Here is a 19474-nt window from a genome sequence, read left to right on the forward strand (position 1 = left end):
AACAGGTTACAACGGGTTATTATTTATAAATTAGGGTTATTAATAGTTGCATCATTAGGAAAAGGAATCACATATCTGTCGTCATTACTCTCTAATGTGTAGGTTACTCCGTTAAAAACTTTGGTTAATTTGGGCTGTGTAGTTCTTCTTAAATCATTCCACCTTTGCCCTTCAATTGCAAATTCTCTTCTACGTTCTTCTAAGATTTCTGCTTTTAACTCGTCATTGTTTAATGAATTTACACTTGCTTTATAAGCAGTAAAACCATCGGTTGTATATCTATTTTCTGCAAATGATATTAACTTCTCTTTTGCTAAAACATCTTCATTTAAAGCGGCTAAACATTCTGCAATAGTTAAATGCAATTCTGCTGTTCTATAAGAAACCTTAAATTTAGTTTCTGCACTTTTATTAGAACTAAAACTTCCGTCTGTATTTTCTTTAAAATAAAGCGAAAAACGTACATCTTTCGTTTGATTATAAGCATCAATTAAAGTCTTAGAAATGTTTGTATTTGCTACCATATCTACAGAAGCAACAGTTTCTAGTGCCAAAATAGATTCTACAGAGTTATATTCTGATGGCATTATAGAAGTGTCTACATTTAAATTTTGAATTTCAGCATTGATTGCCAAAGCTTCATTTGCAAAATCCATCGCTTTTTGCCATTCTTGTTGGTATAAATAAACTCTAGATTTAAAAGCTTTTACGGCGATCATAGAAAATCTATAGTTATAACCTACCTCCTGTTTTTGGATATTAATTAGAGATTCTGCTTTTGTAAGATCACTTAAAATTAAAGCATATACTTCTTCAACTGATTCTACCGCATACTCCTTTTCAGAATCATATACTGTAGTAATTGGTACTGCAGCATCTGTATTTGCTGTTGATTTATTGTAAGGTTTTGCATATAAATTTACCAACTCAAAATACTGCATTGCTCTTAAAGCATATGCTTCCCCTAATAATTGCTCTTTATCTGATTGATTTCCTTCAATAGTTGCTTCACTATTAATTACATGATTGGTGTAAAAAATAGTATTATATAAAGTGGCATACGGAAAAACACTTGTTAAAGGGCTTGGGTTTACATCATTCCAGATAAAAATATCTTCATATTGCTCTACACCCAATGCATCTGCACTTAAAGCCAACTCATCGGTTCTGTACGTTGTTAATACTTTAGATTCTTTTGTAATTGAATAAGCAGAAGTTAAAAAACTTCTATATTCTTCTACAGATTTAGGAATTACTTGCCCTACCGGTTCTATATCTAAGTACTTATCACAAGAGATAAAACTTAAGGTTATAAAGATGCTGTATATTATTTTTTTCATAAACTCTTTTTTAAAAAGAAAGATTAAATCCTGCTGAAATAATTCTAGGAATCGGTTGTGCATACAAACTACCATAGGTTTCAGGATCAAAGAATCCGTTGTAATCTGTACCAATAACAAATAAATTACGTCCTTCTAGATTGAAATTTAAACTTGATATTTTTAACTTTTTTAATTTCTCTGTTGGTATGGCATAGCTAAGTTTAATACTACTTACACGGATGTAAGAAATATCTTTAACCCAAATATCTAGATCATTATAAGTTTGCCCATCATCTGAAGAATTAAACCAAGTGTACACTAAATCTGTATCGAAACCAGGTGATGTTAATCCTATTAAAGCTGGATAATTCCCTGTACCTGCTTTTAAAATATCTGTATTGTAATTGTTTCCTGGTTGTGCCAAAGCAAGGTTGTAACTTGGTGCTGCTTTTACGGTTTGCTTAATATTAAAATTAGTTAATACACGTAAATCAAACTGTTTGTATTTAAAACTATTTCTAAATCCTCCGCTAAATTTCGGAGTTCCATCGCCCACATAAGAGTATAAGTTTCTATGTTCTTCTCTTGTTAATTGACTTCCATTTGTGCCTTCTTCTAAATTATAAAAATCTACTGCAGACACTTTTTTACCATCTTTCCAAAACAAAGGCAATCCGTTGCTATCTAAACCTGCTGTTTTAATAGCAAAAATGGCATTTACACTATATCCCTTTAAGGAAGGTTTAAAATCTTCTTCTCTAATTTCTATATCATCAACAATACTTTTATTGTGAGAAATATTGAATCCGCTTGTCCATTTAAAATTAGGTGTATCAATATTTGTGGTGTTGATAGAAAGTTCAAATCCTTTATTACTTACAGTTGCCCAATTGGTATTGATAAAATTATAGCCACTCTCTAAAGGCACAGATCTTAAACCAATTAAATCGGTACTTTTTCTTGTATAATAATCTCCAGATATATAGATTTTATTATTAAACAATCCTAGATCCAAACCAATGTTTGAGGATACCGTTTTTTCCCATCTTAAATCTGCATTAGGCGCATTTAAAGCTCTAATTGTTTCTTCACTAACACCTGGTAAAATAGAAGATGTATAATATTCTCCTACCACAAAAGGTGATGTTGTTTTGTCTATATTTCCTTGTACTCCGTAGGATGCTCTTAGTTTTAAATCGCTTACAAAATCTAAATCATACATAAAATCTTCTTTATACACATTCCAAGAACCTGCAATAGACCAAATAGGTAAGTATCTATATTTAGGATTTACTCCAAATAAGTTAGAGCCATCATATCTTAAACTCGTAAAAGCGGTATATTTTTGATCATACGTGTATGAAGCTGTTCCGAAAAAAGAAGCATACGCATTTTCGCTAAATGTTTTTTGATAAGGATCAAACAAAGAGTTTGTTAATGAACGTTCATCTGTAATAGCAATAGAAGTTAAAGTATTGCTATTATAACCAAAACCTTTGGTATGAATTTGGGTTCTTTTATTTCTTCTAAATTCTGTACCCAACATAACATCTAATTCATGCACATCGTTAAAAGAAGTGTTATAATTCGCTGTTGTTTTCCAGTTATATTGAAAAACATCTGCATTCCAATTCTGAATAATTCCGCCTTTAGGCATATAATAAGAAGTCCCTGTAGCCGATGCATATTGAGATCTTTGCTCATATTTACGAGTATAGTAACTTTCTTCACCACTATACTTTTCCGTCTTATCAAAATCTAATTGTAACCCTAGTTGTGTGTTAAAATGAATCTCTTCATTTACTTTATAACTTGCATCAAAAATGGCTTTTAAAGAACTCGATACTAACTCATAATTGGTGTTTTCACGTTCTTCTAAAATATTATAATTTAGATTTAAGTCTGATCTTTCTACCAAATCTGGATCATATACATAATTGCCATCTGCATCTTTTATTTCTAAATATGGATTGGCATTTCTAGAATAGTTAGACGGATTTGTATATGCATCTGCACCAGTAATATAAGATGATGTTATTGTTTGACTACCAAACAACGCCACACCTACTTTTAATTTATCATTTACATTAAAATTATCTTTTAACGTAATATTAAATCGTTTCTGACCAGTACCTTTAGTAGCTCCTGTTTCATCAAAGATTCCTGTAGAAAAATAGTAATCATTATTCTCTGTTCCTCCAGAAATACTGACACCGTATTGTTGGTTTACTGCCATTTGATATAGCTCGTCTCCCCAATTAGTATTGATGTTTTTTAAATTATTGATGTCATTTTGAGCGGCATTAGAAATACTAGCAAAACCATTGTCTCTAAAATTATTATATTCGCCATAATTATTTAAAATTCTAGCAACTCCTCCTCTATCCTGTTGATATTTTAAATCTGGTCTGTTTGCCAATAGTAATTCAAAATCTACTTTTTCAGAAGAGTTCATTAAATTCAACTTACTAAAATCTGGTTTTTGAGTTACAAATACATTTGCGTTTACATTGATACGCATTGCACCCTTTTTACCATTTTTACTGGTGATAACAATTACCCCATTGGCAGCTCTTGCTCCATAAATAGAAGTTGCAAAAGCATCTTTTAAAACGGTAATACTTTCTATATCTTCCGGATTTAAACCTGCTATAGGATATGATTGTAAATTATCGATATTGTCTTTATCTCTAAAATCTTGTGGAATATCATTTCCGTCTAACGGAATACCATCTAACACCCATAATGGATCTGAAGAACCATTTAAAGTAGCGGCTCCTCTAATAGATATTTTTGATGGAGCACCTGGAGCACCACTAATAGGTTGAATGGAAACACCCGATAATTGACCAACCAACATTTGATCTACACTAGAAACACCTGCCTGATTAATATCTGTCATTTCTACTTTTGCGTAAGCAGATGTTATTTTACGTTTTTCAATTTTTTGATATCCTGTAACAATAATTTCATCTAAACTTTCTGCACTTTCCTTTAAAACAACTGTTAGGTTTGATGTAACCTTAGATATATCTATTTTTTCTGTTTCGTATCCGATATAAGAAATCAAAATAGATTTAATGTCTGCACCTACTTTTAAAGAAAACTCACCATCAAAATTTGTGGTAGTACCTAACATGGTACCTTGTATAACTCCTTTGGTATTCGTTTCATTTCCTATAATTACCGATGACGCATAAACAGATGCGCCAACAATTGGCATTTGGAAGGCAGCATCAATAATTTTTCCGTTAATTACTTTTTCTTGCTGAGCAAAAAGTAAACTCGGAATAAAAATTAATATGTATATTAATTTATTCATGATTTAGTTTTTCAAATTATATTCAATTCTTGCTATTAAGTCACTATAATGTGCCTGAGTAGCTCTATCTCCTCTGTGTTCTTTTTTCTTTAAAAGCTTTAATATTTTTTCTAATGCAGCTCTTTTATTGGTACCTATATCTGCTACTCTTGGTAGATAAGAAAAGTGTACATTTTTAAAGGTATTAGTATCTTCTAAAATTGTTTTTTCTTTCGTTTTTTCTAATAACTTATTTCGATCTACAGTTAATACATCCACATAATTTTTCTGAGTAATTCTATCAAACATATCTAAAGACTTACTTTTTTCTGTTTTCTTAAAAATGGCTTCAAATAATTTATCAAATAAATATTGTTCTGTAAATACCTCTTCACTGTCTTTTGATAAAACTTCATTTTCGGTAATTCTCATCAATCTATCTGTTTTTATCAGCGCATAAATTGCATTGGTTTGATGAATACGTAACATAGAAACAGGCGAATAAAAACGTTCTCCGTCAGGTGCATCTCTTACTGCAAAAACCTTATTGATAATTTTTGGCATAAATAACCATTTTTGAGGTAAAACAGCATTTTTTATGATATAACTCAATGCCTCTTTTTGTCTTTTAGCAGAAACTGGTTCAAAAGTATTTTTTCCATCACCATAAACCGTATTGTTTACATAAACTCCACCAATGTTTGCCATTACATGACCGTTATAAGTGCCCCATTGATCTATTACTGCTTTGTATAATTTTGATGCTTTGTAGTAATCTTGCCCTTCTGCCGCTGTCCAATCTAAAATATTTGGCAATATTCTCTTTAAGTTCTTCAATCCGTATTCGCTTGCTTTTACAGCATTATCACCTAAATCTTCACTTTGAGATCTCGGATCAATCACTTGAGATTGTTGAGGACCATAAAAATATAAAGCATCATTTTCATGCTTACGAATCCATTGGTTTAAAATAGGAAGTTCTTCATGAGCAGATGTATTTTCAATCCAACGATATCCCCAATCAATTGCATATTTATCATACACACCAATTTTAGGAGTAATATCTGTAACCTTATCTTCTGGTTGTGCTACATAATTAAAACGTGCATAATCCATAATAGAAGGTGCTGTTCCTCCCATTCTAGAGGTAAATGTTTTAGATCTTAAAGAATCTACAGGATAACTGTAAGATGCTCCCATATTATGTTTTAATCCGAAGGTGTGACCAACTTCGTGTGATGAAACAAAACGAATTGCCTCTCCCATATGTTGTTCAGAAAATTTATTAGGTCTTGCTTTCGGGTCAATTGCTCCGGTTTGTACACGAATCCAAGAATGCAATCCTTTCATTAAATTATGCCACCAAATAATATCCGATTCTAATATTTGTCCACTTCTAGGATCTACTACAGAAGGTCCCATAGCATTTTGTTTTTCTGATGCTGCATAGGTAATTACAGAATAACGAACATCATCTGCATCAAAATCTTTATCCTCTTTTGAAGGAAACTTTACTTTTAATACATTTTTAAATCCAGCAGCTTCAAAAGCAACATTCCAATCATAGACACCTTGTTCTATAAAAGGTCTCCACTGTTTTGGAGTAGCAGGATCTAAATAATAAATGATTTGTTCTTTAGGTTGTACCAATTCTCCTCGCTTATATTTCTCTATATCTTCTTCTTTAGGCTCTAATCTCCATCTTGTAATCATTCCTCTAGATTCAACTTCTTGCTGATCATCAGAAAAATAATCCATTGGTTTATCAAAATACCCAATACGTTTGTCTGAAAAACGAGGTTTCATTACATCTGTTGGCAATAAAACAATATTAGTTGTAACTCCAATTGTTAAAGGTAAAGCTGCACTTCCACCCTCTTTAACAGAAGTAGTTAATAAAGATTTTACAACAATATTTTTAGGGAAAGATTTAATTGTTTCTAAAATAGATAAGTTTGTTTTTAAACTACCGCCCAAACCTATATTGGTTAACAAATCACTAAAACTTTGTTCTTTACCGTTAAATATTTTATTCACTTTAATAAATACGGATGTAGAATCTGTATTTTTTGCTTCTATTTTAAATTCTTCTATAATAGACTCGCCAAAGTTATCTTTAACAGATAAGGTAATTGCATCATTTTCTGGAGATTGAACTCTTGGATTCACTGTTTTAACCCAAACCTTGTTTAGAATAGTATCTTTATAAAAGCGAATTAACTTGGTTTCAAAAGTCATTCCTTTATTTAAACCATGTCCGTTTAAAGCATAAGGAACACTAGATACCTTATTTACAATTAACAAATCTCTAGACAATAATGAATCTGGAATTTCGAAATAATAATCTTCTTTTATAGCGTATACATTGAATAATCCTTCTTTAACATTCCCTTCTTTTAAAAACTTGTGGTAGGTAAGTTTTTTATCATCAGTAGATTTAATAGAATCTTTTTTTTCGTCTTTAGCTGTTTCCTTTTTATCTTGAGAAAAACCAGATAAAGAGGTAAATATCAAAAGTGAAGTCATTAAAAACGGAACCAATAAAGCACCTTTAAAAGAGGATGTTTTCATAAATAATATTGTTAAAACATCAAATTTGCATGATATCAACAACTTAGCAAAACAGAATAGAGTGAACGCTATAAAAAACGGAGTGAAATACTATTTTTAGGTTATATAAGGCAATGTGCAGACAAATTTACCGTCTACAACACCTGTTTTAAAGGTAGCTATTTTATAAAATTGATAGGTATTTTCTAAATAATTCAATCCAATATGATGGCTATCCTTAGTTTTATGTTTTCTTGGTGTAAAATTATTTTTTACAGTAATAAAATCTTTATCAATAAGAATCTCAATGATTAAAGGTTTTATTTTAGTAATTTCATTATGCTTTATCGCATTTTCTACCAAGGTTTCTAAAGACAGAAACGGAATCTTTCTTCCCAAAATTTCAGCATCACAATTATTAACGATGGATACACTTAAACTTTTATTAAATCTAATTTCTTGCAAAAAGACATACTGCTCTAAAAAGGTAATTTCTTTTTTCACAGAAATTAAATTCCCTTCTCTCTCTTCTAAAAGATATCGATATACATCTGCCAGTTTTAATACAAATTGCTGAGATAAATCTGGATTTAAATCAATTAAAACATGCAAAGAATTTAAACTATTGAATAAAAAATGTGGATTTATTTTTTTCTTAAGTTGATTTAATTGCAGAATAGCATTTTCTTTTTGATACTTCTCGTTGCTATTTATTAAATGTTCTTTTTCTTCTACAACCTTTATATTCTCTACATATTCTTTCTTTAACTGTAACCTAGAAACCAATAGGATTAACATAAATGTAGAAAAAGCTAAAAAACTAATCCAAGAAAAATACCCTTGTATATTTTTTGTGGTTTCCTTTAAATGAATATCTATAGGAAAACTAATAACTACTATTAAAGGTGTATTTCCGGTTATTATGGTATCAAAATAACGCAAAACTTCCAACCCAAGAAATTCTGATATTGCTTTATCTTTTAAAGAATTGACATTATCAGGCACATAATATCCATTAATTTTAAGCGAACTTTTTAAAATTTGTTCAACAGAAATGGTATTAAAATACATGTCTATTTTTTTTCCGATGTATTTTGTATCGGGATGCAGCATACAAATACCGTCTTTATTGGCAACTACCGTATAACCACCGTCTCCTTTATAAGTTTCAGAAAAATAACTCCATAGTGAGATTAAATCTACATCGTACCCCGTATAAACAATCTTACTATTTCGCTGTTTTTTTGCATAGATTTTTCTATTAATTACATTACCATTCTTAGTTAGTATTGTATCAATTAAAACATCATTATTTATAAATTGAATCTCTTTTAATAATGCTTTTATTTCTTTTTGATACAAGCTATCTTTCTTATTAGAAAAATAATTTTCATTTACATCATTAGAGCTTATTATAGACACAAAACTATTATGAATACTATGATGCTCTAGAGCTAAATCTGAAGTAAAAAGTAATTTCTCCCTTACAAACTCGAAAGAATTATTTTCTAAATTTTGTAAGATTTTTTGTGAATTTTTAAAAGAATTATTCAGTTGATTAAACTCGAAGGCAACAATATTCTCTTTAGATTTTAAATTCCCTTGAATTATATCTTGAATTAACTCTTCTGTTACTGATGTGATTTTAGGAGTGATTAACGAATTACCAACAAAAAAAATAGCGATCAACAATAAACTGATGTACAAATATTGCTGATTCTTTTTTAATCGGGTGCTAAATTTAGATGATCGCATATTAATTATTTAACCATTCTTTAAACTCCCGAACATTTTTAGAACTAATTAAAATAAAATCGTTGCCTTTAGAAAAAGGTTCTAATTCTATTTTTAATCGATTCTGACTGTATTTTATAATTGTTTTTATTGCACTATGTCTTACAATGAATTTTCTATTTATTTTAAAAAAATCCTTTTTAGATAATTTTAAATCTAAATTCAATATCGTATCGTCGTATAAATAACTTTCACCCTCAGTAGTAAATAAAAAAAGTGATTTATTTTCTGCCATAAAATAGGCTATCTCACGATCGCTGATAGAAATTAATTTTTCTCCTCTAGAAACTAAAAATCTTTTTTGATTTGTTTCACTTTCTTTAGATGTATTTAAATGAGATAACAAATTTTCTAAATCACTATAATCGGTAACTGGTTTTGCTGTGTAGTTGGTGTATTTTTCTAAAGCAGTATTTAATTTGTCTTTATCGTAAGGTTTTAATAAATAATCGATAGCAAAAAACTGAAATGATTGTATTGCATATTGATTAAAGGCTGTTGTAAAAATAATAGGGATTTTAATTTTTAAATTTTCAAAAATCTCAAAACTTTCTCCATCTCCTAAATGAATATCACTTAAAATTAAATCGCAACTGTTATTTTTAAACCATTCTATAGATTGTGCTACACTTTCTAATCGTTTTTTAATATGTATCGAATAATTACTTTTTAATAATAATTTTTCTAAAGATGCTGCTGCCAAATCTTCATCTTCAATAATAACAATATCCATTCTAAATTGATTTATTTTTTTGCGCTTTAAAAACCTTGGCAACTTACTCAATATTATACATTTTTTAGCTACTCTTTTGTTAATAATATTAGAAAATAAATATGAATCATGTAATACTTATTTTTTAATCGAAATCTAACAGAAGTATTAAAATATCGTTGTTTTTAATTTGAAATAAAACAATTTTGTTATCTATTTATTTTTTTACGCTTCTTTACGTTTGTCTAATGCCATTCTAATTTCACCTGAACGTTTTTCTGTTAAATCATAATTTCTCATGATGTACATTGCAATAAGAGTTCCTACTATAGGAAACCCAGAAAAGAATAACCGTAATCCAATTATTGCTCCTTCTGCCTGAACATTCACTGCAGAATCAAAACCTACTACAGATAAAATTGCACCACTTAAACCACCTGCAATTCCAAATCCAAATTTAACCATCCACCAATAAATGGCTCCAAAAACACCTTCTCTACGTTTTCCTGTATTTAACTCATCTAGATCAATAACATCTGCAGTCATAGACATCATTAATGTAAATAAGCCACCAATACCAAAAGAAAAGAAGGGCAATGCAAATAAAAACATATAAGGTTTACCAGGAATAAATAAGAACCATAACATAATATAACCAACTACAGAAATTCCTTGAGATACCATAAAAGCTTGTTTTTTCCCTAACATTTTAGACATTTTAGCCACAATAGGAATTACTAGAAAAGTAGTTACCAAAGCACCAATACTTCCAAATAAAGTAGGCCAAATTCCCGCGGCAGCGGCATCTCCTTTAAAGAGATAATAAACAATAATAAAAAAGGTAAAACTTGCTACGGTATTAAATGCATTGAAAACAAAAAAGGTAGCAAAACATAATTTTTTAAAAGGTTTAGACTTAAAAGCTTCTACAAAGTTATTTCCTATTTCTTTTAAACTTCCTCCAATATTTTTTAATGTTAAAGGAGCATAATTTTGATTAATTGTAGACTTACTCTTAATAAAAATTGCCGGTATCATAGCACAAATTGCAAAAATAACTCCTACCCAAACAGCCAACTCTCTTACCGCAACATCGGCAGTTTCATACCATTCCGGGTCATACATAATTACCCAGAACCAAGGTGCAAGAACCCAAGCCCATTGACCGATCCATTGTGCTACTGCCATAATGCTAGTTCTCTCATGAAAATCATCACTCATTTCATAGCCCATAGCTACATAAGGAACACTAAAAATGGTAAGACCTAAATAGAATGCAAATGAGGTTAATAAGAAATACCAAAAGTTATAATCAAGCGAGTTTTCTCTAAACAATTGCCACATGATTATAAAAGAAATTCCCATTACAATAGCGCCAATAAAAACATATTGTCTTCTTCTACCCCAACGAGATTTCGTATTGTCTGAAATATACCCCATAATAGGATCTGTAATGGCGTCAAAAATTCTTGGAACTAAAGAGATAACACCCCACATCCACCCCGGAAAGCCTAAATCTTTTACCAAAACGACTATAAATATACCAATTACAGCTGGAAACATTTGATTTGCAAGCATACCAACTCCAAAGGCTATTTTTTGATTTAATGGAACTTTAGAAGACGTTTTATAGTTAGACATAGTGTTTGTTTTAATTAGTTGCTATCATTATAGTTTGTAGTGCTTGAGCATCAATACTTATAAATGTTTCTTTTTCTCCTAAAGAAATTTTAAAACTTTTTTTCGTTTTTCCTTCATTAAAAACCACCACAGCTATAGAACCATCAGTATTTTGTGCTGCCGTAACTTGTAAATCTTTATCTGAATTTTCTAGTCCTATAACTTTTGCTTCTGGTCTAATATATTTGCTAAAATGAGCCATCGTATAATAGAGTGGTGTAAAATACACGGCATCTTTTTCTGGATCTACAATTACCGGAGCCACACACCAGTTCTCAAACCAATTCGGACCACCTTTTGTATCTAAAACCATGTTCCAATCTACCCAACCATCTACCCAATTATTTAGGCAACCAATAATATCTCTTGCATATCTGTTAACTGGTGCATATTTTGGGTGTAAATATTTTTTTTCTGGTTCTCTCCAATCATATCCCCAATCTGTTGCTTCTTTTTTCCAATACCAAGCATCATCTTGCCAAACAGGTATTTCAGAATCGATACATCCTTCTGTTTCAATTAAGTATTTTTCTGGTGCTTTATCATGCGCATATTGCAATGCTTCTGGAAAAACTTCATACGTACTTTCATACCAATGGATAGCCGTTCCATCAAAATATTTTGATGAACTTTCACTTCTATACATTTCATCTACCCATTCTTTTAAACCTTCTCTATTTTGGTCATATCCTAAAATAATTTTATCACCATACCCATCTTTTTCTAATTTTGGACCTAAATGAAACTCTACAAAATCGGTCATTTCTTTAGGCGTAAAATGCATGCTCTCCCAATTATTACCATTTCCATGTGGTTCATTTTCTACAGTAAAACCCCAAATATCTATGCCTTCTGCCTCATAAGCATCTATGTATTTAGAAAAAAACAATGCCCAAGTATCATAATATTTTGGTAATAATTTTCCACCAACCCATTTGTTATTATCTTTCATCCAAGGAGCAGCTGTCCAAGGAGAGGCAAATATTTTAAATCCGTCTTTAGACGCGTTCATAGCATCTTTTATCATCGGAATTAAATCATCCATATCATCTTTAATGGTAAAATGCTCTAATTTTACATCATCCGCTACTGGAGAATATGAATACTGACTTAAAGAAAAATCACAAGAGTTCATGTGCGTTCTTGTTAATGAGTAATTTGCGCCTTCTTCTGAGAAATAAGCCTGAATAATAGTATCTCTGTTTTTCTGACTCAATTTATTTAATAAATAAGCTGATGATTCTGTAAACGCACCACCAAAACCTGTAATTGCTTGAAAAGTTTTTTTAGGATTTAGCGTTATGGTAGCTACATTTTCAACAGGAACAAAATCTGTAATTTTGGTTAACTTATTCCCTGCTTCTGAAGTTTCATAAACCTCTACAGATAATTTATTCTCCTTTTGATTACAACTCATCATCATTACTAAAAATAGCGTGTAAAAAAAATAGTTTGTTTTCATTTTTATTAGTTTTATCTATTATACTCAGTATTCGGAACCAAAACATCATTCATTAATGCTTCTTTATTTCCATTATATGTTTTTGTAATTGACTTTCCTCCTCTTGTTAATCCGTTAAAAACACCTTTGTCAACTAAATTCCAAATGGGGAATTTTGCTTCTCCTTTTAGGTTGATCAATCCAAAGTGATTTTCCGATCCATTTGGGTTTGCTGCATCTTTCCATTGTTCATCAAAAGCTTCAAAATAGAAACAAGAAATCCCTTCTTTGTTCGTCCATTCTCTAAGATGATGGTAATACAAACCTTGCTTATATTCATCTGTAGCCCTAGAACCGTTTACACCATAATATCCGTTAGAAATAGTTGCCCAACCAGTTTCTCCAATATGAATAGGTTTGTTTACTCCCAAACTTTTCATATAGCTTTTTACAGCATTATATTGCTTTATGGCAAATTTTTTAGACCTTAACATGGCTGCATCAATTTTTTCTTTGTCTGATAAATGAAACTCATTATTGGGTACTTTCCAAAATCCTGAATTGTGGTGAGAATTATGATATGGATATGTATGTGTAGAAATATAATCTACCGCCTTTATTAAATCTTCTAAATCTTTAGTGTGATACAAAGCATCTCCGCCACCCCAACAAGAAAAATCGTCTGAACTTGTAATCCAAACATCTTTAGACAATTCACCCTTTTTCTTTAAATTCTGAAGATAATTTACCCATTTTAAAATTACATTGGGCTGCACATAATAACTTGTTGCCCATTTTACCATAGCTTCATTACCCACAGCAATTACTTTTACAATGTCTGGGTATTTATTTGCCAAGGCTACAGCTCTTGCTATTTCTCCTTCATTTTCTGGACTTTCAAGATTATGATTTGGCTCTTTGTCTGTCCATGCATTTAAACAATCTATCCAAGCACCCAACATTACATACATTTCAAAACTGGCATCTTCTTTTTTAAGTTGATGAATGGCTTCTAAAACATTTGCAGCATGTGGCAATTTTGGTTGTACGTTATAGGTTCTTAAAATACGAATCCCCATTGCGTGCATCAACTTTAAATCTTCTTTTAGTTGAAGAATTGTAGGCTGATTCTCTTCTCTTGATTTCCCTCTATATCCACCATAAGAAATTGCTAAATAATCAGGATTTCCTAAAATATGTTCTGCAGTAAGTTCCTTTTTTTTAATTGCTGTTTTAGAATTACAACCAACAACAGAAATCAACACAATAATTACAAGAGATATTTTAAAAATTGAATTCATATTTTTTTAGGGTTAAATACTATGTATACACCAAGATTAAAACGTTGAGTGTATTTATTATCTACAGTTTGTATTTGAAGCATAGAATCGAATGCTATGTTTCTGTTTTATCACTTAGTAAAATTTAGCACATGCTATAACTTACTTTATTTATCAAACGACATTTTGAAGTTTCTTTACTTACTACGTAAATGAATCGTCTGGACAGATCTTGGTGCAATTTTAGATGTAAAAGTCTTAGTATCTAATGCAATTGATACTTCATGAACTTCTTTATTTTTGTTAAAAACAACCACAGCAATTGAACCATCAGGGTTTTTCGCAGCAGTATATATCAGTCCATCTACCTCTTCTCCTTTTACCCCTATTCTATGTGCATCAGGGCGAATGAATTTACTAAAGTGACTAAGTAAGTAATAAAGTGGCGTGTATGTTACTTCATCAGTAACTGGGTTAATTAGTACCGGTGCACTATTAAAATTATCGTAAGGATTTGGTTGCCCTTTGCTACTAAGAATGCTACACCATTCAATGTATCCTTGAGTTCCATGATTTAAATCGGTAATAATATCGTAAGCATACGTCTCGAAAGGAACAAAAGTACCTGCATAGTCTGTACCCGCTCTCCAATATTGACCAATCGGGTCATTAGCATCAATATCTATACTTGATTCCGTATGAATCATCCCTTTGTTAGGCCAAGTTTTTTCTAACTCAGCTAATTCATTCGCATACCAATTATTTTCTTTTAATTCAGAATTTGTATACCAATGAAAAGCAGTTCCCCAAGCATATTTAGAAGCCTCTGGATCTCGGTAAGTTGCTGCAACATAATCATTCATCGTAGATTTATTATGATCATAAATCAATACGCGTAATCCGGCATCCAAATCATCAAGCTTAAGATGACCATCTTTTACAAGTTGAGGACCAAGATGATCTCTTAAAAAGTCTCTACCTTGCTCTGGAGTAAACCCATTGCTATCCCATGCTGCATCATGAGCATGTAGTGGTTCATTCTGTGGTGTTAGTCCCCAAAGAGTAATCCCTTTTTCTTTATAAGCACTTACATATTTTGATAAGTATTTAGCCCACAGACCATAATATTTTGGAAGCAAAGTACCGTTAGTCATTTTAGCAGTTTCTCCTATTTTCATCCACGATGGAGGACTCCAAGGTGAAGCAATTATTTTAAAGTCTGCACCAGGAATACTAGATGCTTCTAAAATCATTGGGATAAGATCATAATTTGGATCTATCAATTCAATACCATGTACCTGATCATTTTCATCCCCAGAAAACCCTTTCATATCTTCTTGGATACTGAATGTTGAAAGATCTTCATCTCCCTCCTCAACATACGTATAATGAGTATTAGAATAATCACTGCTATTAATGTGCGTTCGTGTAAGTGTGAATCCTGCACCTTCTGTAGGACTAAAAAGTTTGGTCAAAACGTTTTTACGTAATTCAACCGGAATAGTCGCTAAATTCCATGCTGAAGATTCTGTAAACGAAGCACCGAAGCCGTAATATTTTTGAAATTCTTGATTAGGAAGAAGCTCTAATGTTACTTTTTTTACTTCAGAAGAAGTTGTCTTAGCACCATCACTTGCTATTAATTTAAGATTATCTCCAGCTTCAGATGTTTGGTACACATCTGATACGTACTCTTGATAAGCACTTTTTGGTGAGCAACTAACAAGTGCAATGGACATAACAAGAAATTTTAACCAGGTAAAGTTTAAAATATCAGGTTGAATACTCTCTCCTTTATAATTTTCTCTTTTCTTTTTGATATTGAATATGGTCATTCTTTTCTATATTTTTTCTAATGGTACACACCTACAAAGTAAAAGTCCTTGCAGATGCGTTCTACATTTTAGTTTTAAATACTTCTTTAAATTATTTTTTAACAACAACTTCTATACGGTCTATTTCTCCTGTTCTCTCAAACATCTTTTTTGAAATTGTAGTATTAAGAATTAAGCTTTTTGAGGTTACTGTTTCTGCATTTTCAAAAAAGATTGTCACACCTTCTTCTCCAATATTCTTATAAATAATTGGTACTTGACAATAGGTAAAACAAAGGGTTCCTTTTTCTAGATTGATAGATTTTGACTCTTTATTAATTGTATTATATGTAAAAACCTTAGTCGTTTCTACAAACTCGCTTCCTCTTAATAATCTTGGATTAAAGTTGATTTTTCCGTCTTTAACAAAAACACCTAACTCCCCTATTCTACTTAACACATCTTCTTTTACCTGACCTGTCATTCCTGGTTGTTGCGCACCTTTTCCTGCTGGTGTATGAGAATACGGATCTGTAGGAAAAGCACCGTATAATTGAGGCGATTTATGCACTCCAATTCCTGCCTGAATTTCATAATAATGATCTAATAACTGACCAATTACAGCTTCATCTTCATTATTTTTTATGGCTAACAAACAATTTTCTTGCATTGCCAATAATAATTTAGAAACCATGTGCCAATAAATAGAACCTAAACCTTCATAACCAAAGAAAGTTCCAGAACGACCTGTAAATGCCTTGTGGTTAAAAACCTCTTCGAAAATAGTCGCTAATAAATCAGCTTCTTTTTCTACTAAATCTGCATATACTTCTGGTAAACTTTCAAAAGTTGCTTTTAAGCTATTTGCATTGTTAAAGTTGGCATTAAAATGATAGTTACCTAAAACATCTTTATTGATAATTTGAGTATTGTTATCAGCAATTAATTTTGATAATAATTGAGAACCGTCTACCGAAGCTTTCGGAATTACGTTTTTCTCATCAAAACTTGGTAATTCTTTATTTGGATATAAAATATAACTGTACTGATCTTCTCTAAACAACGCACTTGCTTTCATTCCGTCTAAAACTTTTAAAGCTTCTTTTGGCGATAAATATCTAGCACTTAAAACAGCAACTTGACCTTCTAACATTTCAGACAGATAAGAAACAGACACTTCTGCATCATTTTCAATAGTCATTAAATTATAAGAATGGTATAAATTATCTGAACGCTTATTCGCTTTTATAGTATGCTCTAAATATTGTTTTGTAACTGATAAAAATTCTAAAAGAGCTGCTTTAGAAAGCGTTGCTTTGTCACTAGAAAAACCTGTATCATAAATAGTACTTCTGTAATTACTTGCTGCAGAACCCAATCCGTCTAAAACAACTTTTCTATTCTTATCAGATACTTTTCCTTCAAGAATATTTTTATTGTCTTTAAGTGTAGCAACTACTTCATTAAAGAAAGTTATTAATTCTGATGAAATTTCAAATTGCTCAGTATCTGATTTTGAAACTACTTTATCAAAGAAGTTTAAAAAACGATTCAAGTAATTTAGTGTTACCATAGAAACACCATTTCCTACCAAAGCGTTGTTTGCATCATTCCATTCTGGCCTTTGAGTATTCATCCAAATTCCACCTTCAGGAATAAAATTAGAAACTTTTGCTAAAACTGTAGCTAATAATTTTTCGATTAAATTTACTTTATAAATAAAGTAGTTTTCATCCCTTAATAAAGCACCATCAGCACCTAATCTTTCTCTTCTTTTTTCAATATTTTCTTGCTCTTCAAAATCAAAATCAATAGTATCTTTAGGATTTTTTAGAATGTCCTCATACTTTTTAATTCTATAAGGCACATTTGCGTATACAAAAATAGCTTCAGAAAAACGTTTTTCTAATTGATTTGGATAGTGATTCTCTATAAATTCTAAGAATTTTAATAAGTAAATAATTTGATGATCTCCCCAATAACCAATATAAGACCAAGGATCATTCTCTTCAATAACCTCCCAATCGAAACCATCTTTTGTAACTCTATACGGATTGTAACCATCAAAAGTAGTTGCGTTTAAAAACTTATGAATCATACTTTCTATAAACTCCGGATATGAATGTGCTAATGTTTCCCAGTTCTGAAAAATATCACGCCAATTCCCTTCATAATCTAAAACTTTAGAACCATCAATTTCATTTTTTGTGTTGATAGAAAACTTATTCCAAGGTCTACTTGGGTCTCCATGTCTTCTACTAAATTTTAATGGTAAATATTCGAAACAAAGTCTTTTAAAGTTTTTATCTTCATCTTTCTCTGCAATCGTAATAATGGTATCTAGCGTAAATAATTCTGGTAACTCACTTAAAACAGCTTCTTTTAATTTTAAAACTTTTTTATTTGCTTTACCAATATATTTTATAAAATCATCTTTTTCAATTTTATAATCATCATCAAAAGTACCACCTCTCATTAAATTGAAAAGTGTATTTGCAAAGTGTCTTGTGTTTACCAAAGCATCGTTAGATACTTGTAAACCATCTGCTGCACCTGTTAAATCAATTAACTTTTTTGTTCCTAATGCTATATCTTTATCAATAATTTCTGATAAATTTTTATCATCCTTTATTGCTTTAGAAACTCTTTGAATATCTCCAATAGTTTGATTCACATTGGCTACAAAAATCCATTCTTTTGTTTCATTTGCTTCTAAAATTACCTCAGCACTAATAAAATAAGCACCTTTTTCTGCTTTAATTGCAACCTCTTGCTGTAATTCTAGACCTCTTCTAAAATTATCTAATTGTAATGACGACAATAAATACGTAGGGTTTTTGACACCTAAAGACCAAACTATATTTGCTTTTAAAGCTTCACTAGGTTCTGCTTTGTCAACAATAATAGCGCTTAATGCATAAATACCTAAACCTGCTTCTACTTGTAGTTCGCTCTTTTTATAAGCATCTACTAAATTACTTCTAGAATTTTGTAAATCTGTTTCTACATCCGAAGGTAAAATATTCTGTAAACCATCTAAAAACGTAACAACTGTTTTATCTGAAGAATTATTTATTAAAGTTGATTTTTTTACAAATCCGAATTTATCAGAAGAACTCCATTGATATCTAAAAGTAACTCCTAAATCTTCATTAATTTCTTCGAAAACAACTTTATTTCCAAAACTGTTTTTATATAAATTTTGTTTGGTTTTATACAACCCTATTTGTCTCTGAGAAAAAGGTTCCCATAAATATATGTTTCCATTTTTTGAAACTTGAAAAATAGATTTACTACCAGTTACATCTGCAGATTCTGTAATTTTATCATCTGTATAATAAGGAAAAAGTGAATATTCACTATTTTTTCTACCAGCAGATAAACCTCCATTACTAGAAATAAACATCCAATGATTAGAGTCTGAAACAATGCTCATAAAAAAAGGTCTCATTTCATTACTATTCGAAATTTTATAATACACTTCATTTTCGAAGTTGATCATTTCTCCTTTTACCTCAAGTGTTTTAAACTCGGCCTTATTATTTCCTAAAAAAACAGTCTTTTTTGTCATCAAAATTAT

The 19474-nt window shown here is 30.7% G+C and carries 10 protein-coding genes; all 10 read right to left on the minus strand.

What is annotated here, in order from left to right:
• Positions 1-23: 23 nt before the first annotated feature.
• On the minus strand, positions 24-1340 hold the full coding sequence (locus WG945_RS03410; RefSeq protein WP_068448230.1) for a RagB/SusD family nutrient uptake outer membrane protein: 1317 nt from the start codon (positions 1338-1340) through the stop codon (positions 24-26).
• 10 nt (positions 1341-1350) lie between these two features.
• Entirely contained in the window at positions 1351-4644 is a 3294-nt protein-coding gene (locus WG945_RS03415) for a SusC/RagA family TonB-linked outer membrane protein (RefSeq protein WP_068448232.1), read from the minus strand.
• A gap of 3 nt (positions 4645-4647) precedes the next feature.
• Entirely contained in the window at positions 4648-7194 is a 2547-nt protein-coding gene (locus WG945_RS03420) for a zinc-dependent metalloprotease (RefSeq protein ID WP_068448234.1), read from the minus strand.
• A 96-nt stretch (positions 7195-7290) separates the two neighbouring features.
• Entirely contained in the window at positions 7291-8928 is a 1638-nt protein-coding gene (locus WG945_RS03425) for a histidine kinase (protein WP_082864160.1), read from the minus strand.
• Between the two features lies 1 nt (position 8929).
• Positions 8930-9700 carry a LytR/AlgR family response regulator transcription factor gene (locus WG945_RS03430; protein ID WP_068448238.1) on the minus strand — a complete coding sequence of 257 codons (771 nt, stop codon included), beginning with the start codon at positions 9698-9700 and terminating at the stop codon, positions 8930-8932.
• Between the two features lie 204 nt (positions 9701-9904).
• Entirely contained in the window at positions 9905-11320 is a 1416-nt protein-coding gene (locus tag WG945_RS03435) for an MFS transporter (protein WP_068448240.1), read from the minus strand.
• Between the two features lie 10 nt (positions 11321-11330).
• Entirely contained in the window at positions 11331-12782 is a 1452-nt protein-coding gene (locus tag WG945_RS03440) for a glycoside hydrolase family 30 protein (RefSeq protein WP_068448242.1), read from the minus strand.
• Between the two features lie 50 nt (positions 12783-12832).
• Entirely contained in the window at positions 12833-14101 is a 1269-nt protein-coding gene (locus WG945_RS03445) for a glycosyl hydrolase family 17 (RefSeq protein ID WP_068448244.1), read from the minus strand.
• A gap of 176 nt (positions 14102-14277) precedes the next feature.
• Complete coding sequence (locus WG945_RS03450; RefSeq protein ID WP_068448245.1) at positions 14278-15915, minus strand: glycoside hydrolase family 30 protein; 1638 nt, start codon at positions 15913-15915, stop codon at positions 14278-14280.
• Between the two features lie 91 nt (positions 15916-16006).
• Entirely contained in the window at positions 16007-19465 is a 3459-nt protein-coding gene (locus WG945_RS03455; RefSeq protein WP_068448247.1) for a hypothetical protein, read from the minus strand.
• Positions 19466-19474 lie beyond the last annotated feature (9 nt).

The organism is Polaribacter atrinae (genome assembly GCF_038023995.1).
Classification (GTDB): Bacteria; Bacteroidota; Bacteroidia; order Flavobacteriales; family Flavobacteriaceae; genus Polaribacter; species Polaribacter atrinae.